Here is a 13,696-nt window from a genome sequence, read left to right on the forward strand (position 1 = left end):
TCCCACCGCACTTCGCGCAAGACGAACCGGCCACTTTCCATCCGATAATAGCCTCTTATGGAGATTCCAGGAGCCAACCCGGACGCCGTGCACCTCGTTCCGCTAATCTTGAACCTCGTGCGCGAGTTCCAAACATAGATCCGTTCCTCCCGCATGCTCGGGTCCGCCAGCACCAAAATCCCCTCTGCGAAGCCCACACTTTGGATCACGCCACGGACGGCGTGCTGTAGTGGCGGCAGCGCAAACCCCGGGGTGGCGAACACCAGCCCAAACAACAATGTGCAGCCCAACCACTTGAGCCGTTGTCTCGTGCGTATCGGTGTGTCGCGCATAGATATCTCCAAAGGTCTGCTCACCTTCCCTAAATCAGCTCGATCAATTTCTGGCCCCCTTTGACCGTCTCACCGTAACCATTGGGGTGACTCGCGACCGTTGAAGCGCACGAAACCGCAAAGGAAACCAGAACGAGTGCTACACAAAACCTGAATCGTCCCCATTCGCGAGCGCCCCTCTGCATCGAGACTCCGCGCGGCCCCGGGATTGACACCGCGGCGCCTCCATCCCCTTGGATTCGGGCGTCGGTCGCGCCGTGGCGGCGCACACTCCCAGACAAACGAGGACCGCCAGTGGGAGTCAGATCGCTGCAATAAGACCGCCGAGCATGTATAGGCCTTTCAAATCTCATTTGGGCTCGGACGTCACAGCTACTTCAATGGAGCAACCTGAATCGGTTTCTCCATTCCCTTCGTGGCGACTGCACTGCTCTTCCGAGTGTTACAGCAATCGGCCATTTCCGAGCCGCACGACTCGCACTTGTGTTCAGCCACACTGAGCTTGGCTTTGCCGTGCCCGGTTGTGGACCAGACGACACTGCAACCGTCGCAATTGTGCCTTGGGACAAACGATGTCGGAACCCCTCCTGCCATCAGAGCCTTGGCACCCGCTCCCTTCGTCGGTTCGTTCCGTTTCAGCGCGACCAAGGTGTCCGTGCACTTGGGGCAAGTCATTCGTTGGAAGTCCGATCTTGAAACTGGCTTCCATGGCCTCATGAGCAGCATGGCGCCGCCTTTTCCTGAGCGCGTCTCCGGCACCTGACCCAATGCATTATTCAAGGGCAGCAGCAGGAGCGAAGAAAGGAGGCCTGCGAGCGCTCCGATTTGAGTAATGGATGCATTCATGTTTCCTGAGTGTTGATGGTTTCTGTGCGATTCACCGGCTTTGACTGGTGTCTATTCGTGATACGTCAGCGCACCCGCCAGCTCCTCGGCCACTTTTTGTCAACGACTCACCATCCCTTGCTCTGTGTTCATCTTGGATTGGCCTGCGCCGACTCAGCAGACAGCGCCTCGAAGGCGGACGGGAAGTGCGAAAAATTTGCTACGAACAGCACCGCGACGCGGGGAGAGAGGACCTGAATTCGACGCCCATTGCGGAACGGGAACAGCATAGCGGCAACGGCCGCAACCCTCTTGCTCTCACCTTACACAGGCTCGACAATCAGGATCGAGTTGAATCCCCCATGCGGATTCGACACGATCTCCTTCGCGTTGGGGTCGTCAATCCACTCGCCGTCCGCTATAAAGCGGTATTCGTGGCGCCCTGGCGCCAGGCACAGATCCACAACCCAGATCGACTCGCCCAAATGATTCAGGGGCGAGGCGGCCACCTGCCAGTCGTTGAATGAACCTGCGATGAACACTTCGCGAGATTCGGGACGATACAGTTCCAAGCGCACCTGTCGCGTGTTCCCGAGACCTCTCTTCGGCTTGTCGCTTTTTCTCATAGTTCAAGGACTTTCCGTGGGCTAGTTCTGTTTTGTGGAGACACACTGGAACCTCGAACCGGATTTCCCTAAACACATCAATTGCGATCCGGTAGATCATGACGCGCGCTCCATTCCTTAGTACGACCAACAGTAGACAAACCCTCTCGGGCCGGATCCATGACGCTGCTGCGAAGCGATTAGTGGGCCATGGCCCTTGTGCCACAGAATCCTGCACAAGATGGTCCTGCCACCGAGCGTGGCCCTGGGAACCGGCCCAGTCGTCCAAAACGCACGGACTTCAGTCCCGTCTCAGCATCGAGTGTTCGTTTCCGCCCATGTGATGGACGTGCAGGCGGATGACCACAGCGGTAGCATGCAGCAATCGCATGGGCCGCCGCGCCGCTCGGCAGATCGGACGCACAGCGATGGAGGCACGCGCAGAAAGCTAGATACCCCAGTGAATTGAGTAATCAAGACCCGGGGAATGGCGGATCGCAGGACGTTCAGTTCAGTTCTTCGCCTGCCCTGCCGATAAGACTCCCGCATGCAAAGATACGGGCCTGTCCTCAACAATGCTCCCAAGTGTAAGACGCGACTCAGTGCCATTCATGGGACGGGGTTGTTTGCAGGTACGAGAATCGAGGCCGGTGAGCCTTTCATGAGTCTGGAAGACGGCGAGATCATACCTGTCACCAGCTTTCATTACGATCCGGAAGGCCTGGCAGCAAGCGAGTGGAATGCCATCTCTGAGCATGAGTTGCTGGTGCGGCAGCGGCGAACGCTCTACTATTTCATCAACCATGATTTGCGACCGAATGCCTTGGTTGATATCCAAAGCAGACAAGTGGTTGCTAGCGTGGCAATCGATGCAGACCAGGAGATCACGCTGGATTACATGCGGGAACCACTACCAAAGCGGTACTTACAAACACACGGAGCCTCGTATCTTTTTTGGAGTGAAAGAGGCATGCGTTATGATAGCTTCCATTGACGCGCAGAGTGGTGCTGAGGATAAACCGCCTGCGACGAGGCATCCGAGCGTTCGTCAATTACTCTTTGAGACTGACCAGACCTGTTGTGCCTGGAGTCGCGAGGCCGTCCGTGTGCTGGGCAACACGTCGAGGTGCCGCGGGTGATGGTCCGCATGCCGAAATCCCTTGGGCTCCTCAAGTCTTAACCCTACCACAATCCAGCATCGCCCGGCCAAAATATGGATTCCGAACCACTGTGTCCATCTGTAGCCAACTTGACTTGGCCATCGGGCAGTAGACTTCAACGAAGGTTCCCGCCGGAACCTTCCCTGCCTTGACCTCTCGCACCAAGGACTCGCTCAAGATCTGGAAGGCCTTGCGAGCGGCTCCCAAATCCCTTGCTCGGGCAAGCCGTTCAGCCTGCTCGGCAATTTCCTTGGGAAAGGCCCTTCCACCCTCGCTCCCGATTGCCTTAGCGAGCGACTCGGCGCTGGTGCCGACCTTGTCCAAGGAATCGTTCGCCAGAGCTGCCTGGATCGTGAGGTAGTTGCTGAACACGGCCTTGGCCGCTCCCTCCAGATTGGCCGGGACCGAGGCGACCGCCAGGGATGGCGTCACAGAGTGGCCCAGGTGGACTCCGGATTCACCCGAAGGCGAGGCAGGACGGCTCCCACAACAAGAACCCCCGCAGGATTCGCCCATCAGGGGATGCGCTGTCAAGAGCACCACGGTTACTGTCGCGAGGATCGTCTTCGTCGAGCTTTGAAATGTCGTCATGCGGATTTCTTTCATGAGGCGCATTGCTGCGCCCCCTCTTGATACGAAATGGGGTTTGCCCCATCCCTCTTCCAGTACGTCTCGAAAACTGAAATCCCTCTGCCGGCACCGCACACACCCCCATTGTTGACCGGAGTTGGCAGCGTTTCGTTTGCGGGTGCTGCCAATTGGCTTTCAGGAGTCCGCCAAAGCCCGCTCCTGATCGAGAAACGAGGCTCTTAAGATCCTTTTGCCGGCCGAGAGGAGGGAGAACTCTAGGATCTCGGTAGCGCTTTGCCGCGTAATTCTACTGCTCACAAGAGCCCCCGCGCTGTGGGGTTTGCATCGACCGGCGTAGTTCCTGGAGTAGGGTCTGTCTCGCAAGCTGTTCGAGGTACCGTGTCGGCTCCTGTTGATACGCCTCCAAACATAAGGGGCAGCAGATCGGCAACTTGCTTGTGCCTGACGGCAGTTTGGCAAGGGCCTCGCCTGGGCGTAGGCACTTCCCGCAAACGACACACACCTCCTCACCCCGGTCGGCACCCGTTGAATAGTCGGGGTTCATGATTCAGAAACGAAGGCCGCGGCCTCAGCAACGCCCAACCGCGCCTCAGTGATAGTGAGGGCTTTGACCTGCGGCGGGGATGCCGGACACTCCCGCTTTAGGCTGCTTCTTGAGAGCCTGATCCAGCTTCCTCAAGAACTTTGCCGGCTCCTTGTTAAAGTCCTTGATGCAGTCCTTGCAGCACAGCTTGATCTCCCGCCCCTCGAAGACCAGACTCAGTGGCTCCCCCATGTCGCCGCCCAGCTTCTCGTTCGACACAAGGCAGATGGCCAATGGGTAGGGCTTCACCCTTTTTGTGGCCTCATCGACCTTAGCGACGAATTTAGCTGGCTCTGCCTCGAAGTCCTTGAGACAGCTCTTGCAGCAAAGCTTTATCTCCCGGCCTTGGTAGGTGAACACGTGCGGCTCCCCCATCGCACCGCCAAGCTTTTCCCCGGAGACAACGCATGTAGCGAGCGGGTAGGGCTTGGTCTTAGCAGATGCAGGCGCCTCGGCCGCGACCGAGGCGCGAAGCAGTTGAAATGCCAGCGCCATGGTGAGGCTTGTGATGAGGTTGGATCGGAGGATGGTTGTCATAGGCTGCGATAATTTGACGATCGGCTTGGGCGGCCTCGGCAGTGGCCCCACATCTGTTTACGCCGTCTGCGGAACAATCCCTCAATGCTACCGGGGGCTCGAGTGGAGGACTATAGCACAGGCAGCAGGTCTATGAGGTCGGCACGAAGCCGCCGGCGTGCTCGGTAGATGCGCGTCTCGACTGCCTTCACGGTGCAACCGAGGATTACGGCGATCTCGGCCTGCGAATGCTCCGCGTATTCGGCCAGAATCAGCGGCTGGCGCAGTTCGTCCGGCAAATTGCTGATGGCGCGGAGGACCGCACGACTTCGCTCCTGGTGCTGCAGGTCCTCAGACGGGGACGGGCCCTCGATCGGTAGGTTCTGCGCGAAGCCCTCGCCCGTCGCTTCGTGGTCCGCGTCCATCGAGTCGACAGGATGGCGCACGCGCCAACGGAAGCGATCCTTGACGAGATTGGCGGCGATGGCGAACAGCCACGTGGAAAACCGCCGCGCCGAGTCATAGCGGCCACGGTGTTGATAAACTCTCAAAAATGTTTCCTGCGCCAAGTCCGCCGCATCCTCCTCATCCTGCAGGCAGCGAAACAGATACAGATGAAGTTTTTCGGCGTGGCGATCCATGAGATTGTCGAGCGCACCCTCCCGACCACTCGCAAGAAGTTGCATATCAGCAATGTCGAGATCGTCCGAGTCTGGGCGTTTCATCGGGGGACCATGGTCAATGGACGGGCGGCACCGCTGCGGCGGAGGGCCCGTCGCCGTGATCCATTGGCTGCTCCCGGAGGCATGTGTTTTCACGAACCCATGCCAGATACCGATCGCCCTGATCCGGCGGCATGGTCCGGCTCACATCGAAAAAATGTCTGAGCATTTCAACCTGGCAGAGGGCGCGGGTCTGGGCGCGCTCCTGAAGAATGCTCTCGATCTCCTGCGTCACCTCTCTTGTTTCAGTCAGAGCTTTCGAGAGCCTGACACCCAGCTTCTCAATCTGCATGCACCGCTCCCTGCACTTGCCAAGGTAGTTTGCGTGCAGCTGGGTGACGCGTGAATACTCCTCCTGTGTCAGGTTGAATTCCTGCCTAAGCCAGGCAAGCTCCGGCAGACCACTGCGCATCATTCTTCGTGGAGTAGCCGTCCCGAGGGCATAGACGCAACAGTACGCCACCAACGCCGCAGCCAACCCCATCATGATAGTGAGGATCCCGCGTCGCATAGTTCAGGGGAGGAGTTGGTACGGATCTACCGCCTGGGCATAGCGCGCACCAAGAATGTCGTGGACGCGGGCAGTCTCCTGTCGCGCCTCGCTAAGACCTGCACCTGCGCCAACTACGAGGAGGATGGCCACGTACACGATGGCGGATGCCGGGCGTGGCAGCCTGTCCGTCAGCCATGTCGTGAGCACCTGATTGATCCTGGAGGCCCATGAGGATCTGGCTTCCGCGTGCGCGATACGTCGCCACACGTCTTCCTGGAAGCGCGGTGGCAGTTGGCATCTGGGCTGCCACTCTTGAAGGAGCGCGCGCATTGCGGCGTCGTTCTCGGGCGGAATGCGGGAGTTCATGGGAGCAATCGTGACGGGGTTGATTGGGGCTGTCCTCAGTTCGCTAGCCTTTTCGGGATCTACTATCTCGGTGTACCTACTTCAAGGGAGCAACCTGGAATTGTCGTCGACTGAGTTCACGAAGCGCTGCCTCGTAACGCGGGTCCTTGGGCGACATGAGGGGGCGCGGCCCATGGACGAGGTCTACGCTCGGACCGTTGCTGGGCGCTTTGCGAAGCGATTGCCGCAACGCCCACAGTTTGGCGTTTCCAACCGGACGGTCCTTGAGCAGGTCTGGTTCGGTGCGAGTGACCGGGACCCTCCGGAGGGAGTCCGCCTGAGCCCTTGCCCTTGGGGAAAGAAAGACCTCGTCCGCAGCGGTGGCAGTGGTGATGGCAAGAGCAATGAGAACGGCAGCAAGGACGAGGGTGCTCTTCATGTCGGTGACTTTGTTTCAGTGTGCGATGAATCGCAGTTCGAGTTCCTACCTTAAGTACGACACGAACTCCCCAATCCCTCAGGGCCGGCGAGGCGCGGGAAGACCGCTGGGACAAGTCATGGGATCCCCTCGAACATGGGGAGATCAGCCGAAGCCCAAGAACTTGGAGATTAGGGCGTTCGGACGCGACCGAGGCATAGACGCCCGGAGCCCGCGTCGAAAGCAACGGCTCCGAATTGCGCGAGAAACCCGTTCCCGAGGAGGCCCGCCTCGCCCGGGAAGATGGATTTGGAGTGAAGCCCCGTGGGTACGGTATCGAAGCAGCGGTCGCCAACGCGGACGCTGGTCATCGTCTGCGGTATTAAAAGGTCTGAAAGGCCGACAGCCTGGGTGCCGTGTCGTGGCCGAGTTTGCGCCCCCTGGATGACCCATTGAAGCGTCGTGGCACAGCCCGTGTCGACACGGACCGGTTGTCGACGGCCTCCATTTACGCTGACCGCCACACAGAAGCCACAGGGACCTGATTCCAACGGGATGAAATGGTTCTTATCACTGGGAGAAAGCCCGTTAAGGATCCGTAGCCTTTGCTCCTCGTAATCAATCTCCACAACGCGACCGCGGAAGAAATCGGCCCCGACCAGCCCATCCACGGGGCGCTGGCATGCCTTCGATAGCTTCTTCAGATCAAGTGCCAGGAAGTCTCCGGGCAGTCTGAGGCCGCCAAGCGATGTCGTCATCTGCATAGGCCAATACCCGGTCACCGTTTTCCCGACTCCGGCGACATTGACCCTTCCCCCCAGCGGCAATCCCAGACGGCGGACGGTTTCGATGCTGACGACGTTCGCACTCGATCCGGAATCGAGAAGGAAATTCAGTTTTCCCCCGCTCAGAGGCAGATCTACCGCCAGCCAAATGAGCCCCTCGCGAAAATGTATCGGAACCTCAAAATCCCCGATCGGACGGTGGTCAGCCTGCGACCATCGGGCGAGAAGCACCAAGGCGGCGCAGAACAATCGACACACCTAACCCAGGAAGCAAAATCCGCACCAGGGCGTTCGCTCGCCAAAAAACTGGGGAGGTTCGGCCCCAGCGACCTCGCTCTCAGTCCCGGCATCGGGAGAAGTTGGCGCTTCTTGATCACGCTGAACATCCCGGAACATGAGCATTGCCCTTATTCCGCCTCTGGCACGGTAAACCGCCCCGACGATCAGCGGTATCGGGGTCGATAGAAAAAAGGAGCCGACGCCCTCAGGGGAACATCGGCTCCCGGTCCCAACTTGAACCCGGGTTCGGTGCCTCAGTGCTTCTCCATCCCCTCGGTGGCCTTTCCCCCCTTTGAGGTCGAGCAGCAGAAAACGGAGCCATCGCCGCAACCTGAGCACGTGTGTTTGATCTTGTCGGTCTTGCCCTTGCCGTGGCCGACCGTTTCGATGGTTGAGTTGCAGCCAGAGCAGAGGTGCTTCGCGGTCATGGTTGGGATGTCGCGTCCCTTGCTCTTGCTGACCGTGTGCATCATCACGGTCTGGCACTTGCCGCACACCATGACGAACTTGTCACCGGGCTTCAGGTTCTCCAAGTCGCCATAGGTCGACACCTTTGTCAGGCTCTGAAGGCGCTCCGCGCCTTTCTCAGCCGCCGTGGCGTTGATCGCCGAGAGGCCGAGGACGAGAAGCGCCGCCGCCCAGATTTGGAGGATGGTTTTGCGAGAGATGTTCATGTGGTGTTTCAGGTTCGTCAGAGGGAATATGGTGCGATGCATCCGGCGTCCTTTCAAGCATACGCCGGCGGTACACCGACCCCTCGGATTAACCTTCGCCGCTGCCCACCGCGATGGAAGCAGGCGACATCCGCCTTCAATTTCCGCTGCAGAATTCATGACTTCGCAAGTCGATAAAATCGAACGCCCGCCACTTCGTTAACGTTGACGGTCCAACGGCCAGAGACGATCCCGGGTGTTGCGGTCAAGGATTCCCACGGTGCCCCTGACGCCTTAGCAGAGCTTTCCAGACCCCAACCTGTCGCCGCCTCCGGCCACGACAGCCGGACCTCTGTGCCTTGCCGCTCGATCTTTAGGCTGGGCGCGCTAAGAACTTCGAAATTCTGCATCATCCCGGAGTCCTCATGCTCCAGGTTGTGACAGTGGTGAACGAAGACCCCCGCGTGCGAGTCGAAGCGCGTCAGGATGCGCACCGTTTCGCCCGCGTTCACCAACACCGTGTCCTTCCATCCGGCGTCCTCCGGAGCCAGGACCGCCGTCGTGCTCCGGCTCAACACTTGGCACTGACCGGCGTGGGCGTGCATCGGGTGCGGCTCGTCACCGAGGTTGCGGTACTCCCAGATCTCGACGTCACCGAACGGCACGCTGAAGTCCACCCGCTGCATATCGAAGAGTTGGCCGTTGATTGTGTGAACCATTCCCGACATCGCCAGCGTGAAGACTCGCGTGCGCTTCGCATCGGCGGCGGACAGCGCCGCAAACGGCCCCAGCGATTTCGGAACCTGCGCGTTGCCCGTAGAAAGCCGGTCGACGAATACCCGGATAAGGTCCAGCGCAGAACCTTGTGCTGGCCCCCCCATCGACATTCCGCCGCCTGCGGCGAAAGGCAGGCTCCGGAGCACCGACGAGGAGCCGACCGTGTATCCGGAGAAATCGACGAGGATTTCGATCCGCTGTCCGGGCGCGAGCATCACCGAAGCGACGTCCGCCGGGGCCGGGAGCAACCCGCCGTCGGTGCCGATGACCTGGAAGGGATGGCCGTCGGCAAATCCCACCTTGCAGATTCGAGCGTTGGAACCGTTCAACAGCCGAAAGCGGTAGAGCCCACGATCTACCGAAAGCCAGGCGTCAGGCGTTCCGTTGACGAGCATCACGTCGCCCAAGTATCCGGACATCAGATCCATCATGGAGGGCGCGTAGACGATCTGCTTCTCGGCGCTGACCCGCTTGTCGGTCAGAACGAGCGGGACATCGTGATCGCCGGCCGGCAGGCCCAGGGATTCCTCGGCCGGATCCTCGATGACGAACAGACCCGCAACGCCCGCATACGCCTGTTTCCCGGTCAGACCGTCGGTGTGCGAGTGGTACCAGCAGGTGGCGCCGCGTTGGGTCACCGGGAAGCCCACCTGATAGCTCCTCCCGGCGGCGACCTGATCCCGCGGATGCCCGTCCATCCGTTCTGGGGCCAAAATACCATGCCAGTGCAGCACCAGCGGTTGGTCCAGGTTGTTCAGGATGCGCGCCGAGAAGTCCTCACCGCGCCGGACACGGATCGTCGGCCCCGGAACCAATCCGTTGATCGCGAGAACGTCGGTCAACGAGCCCGGCCAGATCGCAGCCTGGGCTCGGGCCACCGAAAGGGAATCGCCTGCCCACAAGGGGGGCATCCGCAAGGCGTTGCCCGAGCGAGGTGACACCGCGGCGCGTAGTCGTCTGGTCAACAAAGGGCCGGTGCCAGCCAAGAGCCCCGTAAGCTTCAATCCGCGCCCGAGGAAACGGCGTCTGTTCATTGCAGGAGGCGGCAAGAGATGGAAGTTGAGACACGCAGGCACTACGGCTGCCCCACGGTTCGCCAGAACATCGCCGGTCCGCTCACGCTCATGTTCATCGTCGCCATGCCCCCATTGCCAGGCATGATCATGGTTCCCTGATCAACCCAACGGACAAGGTCGGTGGACGACTGTAACTGGAACATCCATCCCATCATCATGGAGGCAATCTCCATTGTGGCGCTCCCTGTGACGGGTCCCGGGACCAACCGCATCTGCGCGCCGGATTCCATCTGGTAGAGTGCCTTGACCTCGTCCGGGCTCAGCGCTCGGTCATACATGCGCAGGTCGCTCATCATGCCGAAGAATGGATAGGCCGTGGCCGTTTGCCCATTGGAGCCCCCAACAAAAGCCATCGAACTGGCAAAACCCGACATCATCATTCCCCCCTGCATTCCGGACATCGACATCATCCCCGCCATGGGCTGGCCATTAACGTACAGTTGGGATTCGGAACTCGCCCCGTTCTTGAAGACCGCGGCGATGTGCATCCAACTGTTGGTGGGCATCATGCCAGAGCCCATCCCATACACGTCACCCATGCCCCCGCTGAATCCAAACCGACCGCCGTCGGAACTGTCGAAGAGCAGGCAGGAAGGCTTGTCGGCGTCGCCCCATCCGAACGGCATTGAAACCGTCGAGCTCCCCATCTGCCCGTTCCAGTTCATCCAGAAGGAGACCGAGTTCTGCATGTTGGTCATCGTGCTGACGTCCAGATTCGTCAACATCATCCCATCCATCCCTCCGTTGAATGCCATGGCCTGCATCGGCTGCCCGAAACGGTTGGTCGCCATCTGCGGGCTGCCCATGAGCATCCCATTCATCCCACGGCCTGTGGCTTCCGTGGCGTCCCCGTGCATCGGGTAATAGGCCACCAGGCCATTCGCCATCCGGCCTATGGCGGGCTGGGCTTGAGAGATACCGGAGCCGGCTACGCCTAAAATGACTGCAACGAGACGGATTGCTGATCTGAGGATCATCGAGATGGTTGGGTTCGGATTTGGCGACGCGAGGCGGGAGCCCCGAAGGCGAAAGAGTTGATGGCAGGACTCCCGTTCTCTGGTAACGCATACGTCTGTCGCCGCAAAATCCCTCGGGTGACTTGTTCGACCATCTCCGTACTGGCGCATCTGTTGGCCGACAGGAACGCCTCCCACCGGGCGGCAGTGAAACAACGGTCATCCCAACCTGGCATTCCGCAGTCGGAGCGAGTTGGCGATCACGGAGACCGAACTGAAGCTCATGGCGACGCCGGCGAGCATCGGGCTCATCAGCACCCCCACGATCGGGAACAGCACGCCCGCCGCGATGGGAATCCCCAGTGCGTTGTAGAGGAAAGCAAAGAACAGGTTTTGGCGGATGTTGGACATCATCGCCCGTCCGAGCCGAATGGCGCGCACAAGGCCTCGAAGGTCTCCTTTCACGAGAGTCACGCCGGCGCTCTCCATGGCGATGTCGGTGCCGGTTCCCATGGCAATGCCGACGTCTGCCGCAGCCAGGGCCGGCGCATCGTTGATGCCGTCACCCGCCATTCCGACGACTTGGCCGGTGGCCTTGAGGGCCAGTACCTGTTCGTGCTTCTGCTGCGGCGTCATGCCCGCGTGGTAACTGGCGATGCCCAGGCTGTCCGCCACCGCACCCGCGGTGCGTGGATGATCGCCGGTCAGCATCACCACGCGAACGCCCAGTTGCCGCAATTCATCGAGCGCACGGGGCGTGGACGGCTTGATCGAATCACCGACGATCAAGGTGCCGGCCGCATGGTCATCCACCGCCACGAACAAGGCGATCGCACCGCCGGCCTGAAGAGGGGCGGCAACGGATTCCAGTGAATCGACTCCGGAAACCCCGCTGTCCCGAAGGAACTCTGGCTTGCCCACCATCACCCGACGCCCATCGACCGTGCCGGACACGCCGCCCCCGGTCAGGGACTGAAACCCCGTCGGGGCGCTCAGCGGGATGTTTGATTCCTTCGCGGCCAGGGTGACGGCGTGAGCCAGCGGATGCTCGCTCGCCTGCTCCAGCGATGCCGCCAGGCCGAGAACCTCGTCTGCGGAGAAGCCGTCGGCGGGTAGTACCTGCGCCAGTCGTGGCTTTCCTTCGGTCAGCGTGCCGGTCTTGTCGACCGCGAGGGTGGTGATGCGGGCCAGTTTTTCGATCGCCTCCGCGTTGCGGATGAGCACCCCCGCCTGGGCCCCGCGTCCCACACCCACCATCACGCTCATCGGAGTGGCGAGGCCGAGCGCGCATGGGCAGGCGATGATGAGCACGGCCACCGCGTTGGTGATGGCGAACCCCAGTCGAGGTTCCGGTCCCCAAGCCATCCATGCAACGAACGTGGCAGCAGCCACTACCAGCACTGCTGGGACGAACCAAGCCGCCACCTTGTCGGCCAGCGACTGAATCGGGGCCCGGCTGCGCTGCGCCTGGGCCACGAGGTCCACGATGCGCGCGAGCAACGTTTCCGCGCCCACGCGTTCGGCACGCATCACGATGCCGCCCGTCGTATTGAGTGTGCCCCCAGAGACCTTGGCCTCCGGCTCCTTCTCTACCGGCAGGGGTTCGCCCGTCAGCATGGATTCATCGATGGACGTGCGCCCCTCGACCACGATTCCATCCACCGGAACCTTCTCCCCCGGTCGCACGCGCAACAGATCGCCCGGCTTCACGGCATCCAGCGGCACTTCCTCGTCGCCCTCGGGTGTGACGCGCCTCGCGGTCTTTGGTGACAGGCCAATCAACGCCTTGAGGGCGCTTCCCGTTCGCTGCCGGGCGCGAAGCTCAAGCACCTGGCCCAGCAGCACCAGCACAGTGACGACCGCGGCGGCCTCAAAGTAGAGCGCGGGTTTGCCGGGGTGCCCGGTGCCGGGAGGAAACCACTGCGGAAAGAGCATCGCCGCGGCGCTGAACAGGTAAGCCGCGCCGACTCCCAGGGCGATGAGGGTGAACATGTTCAGGCTTCGGTGAACCAGCGAGCGCCAGGCTCGCACGAAGAACGGCCATCCCGCCCAAGCCACGACGGGTGTCGTCAGGAGGAACTGGCCCCAACGCGATACCTCCCCAACGGCCCACTCGGCGTGCCGCCACGCGGGGACGAGATGGGCCATCGCCACCACGAACACGGGCAGCGTCAGGACCGCACCCCAGCGAAACCGACGCGTCATGTCGCGGAGCTCGGAGTCGTCCTCCTCGGCCTCCGGAACCAACGTCTGCGGCTCCAGCGCCATGCCGCACTTGGGGCAGGCTCCAGGGTGATCCTGCACCACCTCAGGATGCATCGGGCAGGTGTAGACGACCTTGCCAACGGGCTTCCAAGCGGGATTGCGTTCGAGGGCCATGCCGCACTTGGGGCACGAGCCAGGCTCGTCCGACTCCACGCCTGGGCACATCGGGCAGTAATACTTGGCGGTTGGGGAAGGCGTGACGCCGGGGACTTCATAGGCGTGGCTCGGGTCATGTCTGTGGTCCTGCGCCCGAGGATGATCGTGGTCATGGCCTTCGGCGGAGTGCGGGTGGGAGGCCTGCGGCCGAGGCTGGGA

General features: G+C 61.1%; 11 protein-coding genes. 1 reads left to right on the top strand and 10 read right to left on the bottom strand.

The window, feature by feature from the left end; genetic code table 11:
- Nucleotides 1-1,480: 1,480 nt before the first annotated feature.
- Nucleotides 1,481-1,783, bottom strand: a complete 303-nt coding sequence (locus tag KF833_02765) for a glycogen-binding domain-containing protein (protein MBX3744209.1) — start codon at nt 1,781-1,783, stop codon at nt 1,481-1,483.
- 640 nt (nt 1,784-2,423) lie between these two features.
- On the opposite strand from KF833_02765, the gene KF833_02770 reads away from it, so the two are divergent.
- Nucleotides 2,424-2,756 carry a hypothetical protein gene (locus tag KF833_02770; GenBank protein ID MBX3744210.1) on the top strand — a complete coding sequence of 111 codons (333 nt, stop codon included), beginning with the start codon at nt 2,424-2,426 and terminating at the stop codon, nt 2,754-2,756.
- Nucleotides 2,757-2,931: 175 nt separating this feature from the next.
- Here KF833_02770 and KF833_02775 read toward each other — a convergent pair whose 3' ends face one another.
- The 9 genes from KF833_02775 to cadA form a co-directional block, all read right to left on the bottom strand.
- Nucleotides 2,932-3,528, bottom strand: coding sequence for a DUF3347 domain-containing protein (locus KF833_02775; protein ID MBX3744211.1), 597 nt, complete (start codon nt 3,526-3,528; stop codon nt 2,932-2,934).
- Between the two features lie 574 nt (nt 3,529-4,102).
- On the bottom strand, nt 4,103-4,633 hold the full coding sequence (locus KF833_02780; protein ID MBX3744212.1) for a hypothetical protein: 531 nt from the start codon (nt 4,631-4,633) through the stop codon (nt 4,103-4,105).
- 110 nt (nt 4,634-4,743) lie between these two features.
- On the bottom strand, nt 4,744-5,337 hold the full coding sequence (locus tag KF833_02785; GenBank protein ID MBX3744213.1) for an RNA polymerase sigma factor: 594 nt from the start codon (nt 5,335-5,337) through the stop codon (nt 4,744-4,746).
- Between the two features lie 13 nt (nt 5,338-5,350).
- A complete protein-coding gene (locus KF833_02790) occupies nt 5,351-5,845 on the bottom strand; it encodes a hypothetical protein (GenBank protein MBX3744214.1) in 495 nt (164 codons plus the stop codon).
- A 936-nt stretch (nt 5,846-6,781) separates the two neighbouring features.
- A complete protein-coding gene (locus KF833_02795) occupies nt 6,782-7,609 on the bottom strand; it encodes an aspartyl protease family protein (GenBank protein ID MBX3744215.1) in 828 nt (275 codons plus the stop codon).
- A 299-nt stretch (nt 7,610-7,908) separates the two neighbouring features.
- Complete coding sequence (locus tag KF833_02800; protein ID MBX3744216.1) at nt 7,909-8,328, bottom strand: hypothetical protein; 420 nt, start codon at nt 8,326-8,328, stop codon at nt 7,909-7,911.
- A gap of 155 nt (nt 8,329-8,483) precedes the next feature.
- Nucleotides 8,484-9,926, bottom strand: coding sequence for a multicopper oxidase domain-containing protein (locus KF833_02805; GenBank protein MBX3744217.1), 1,443 nt, complete (start codon nt 9,924-9,926; stop codon nt 8,484-8,486).
- A gap of 233 nt (nt 9,927-10,159) precedes the next feature.
- Nucleotides 10,160-11,137 carry a LamG domain-containing protein gene (locus KF833_02810; GenBank protein MBX3744218.1) on the bottom strand — a complete coding sequence of 326 codons (978 nt, stop codon included), beginning with the start codon at nt 11,135-11,137 and terminating at the stop codon, nt 10,160-10,162.
- Nucleotides 11,138-11,335: 198 nt separating this feature from the next.
- Nucleotides 11,336-13,495, bottom strand: a complete 2,160-nt coding sequence (gene cadA, locus KF833_02815) for a cadmium-translocating P-type ATPase (GenBank protein ID MBX3744219.1) — start codon at nt 13,493-13,495, stop codon at nt 11,336-11,338.
- Nucleotides 13,496-13,696 lie beyond the last annotated feature (201 nt).

The organism is Verrucomicrobiia bacterium (assembly GCA_019634625.1).
GTDB lineage: Bacteria > Verrucomicrobiota > Verrucomicrobiia > Limisphaerales > CAIMTB01 > CAIMTB01.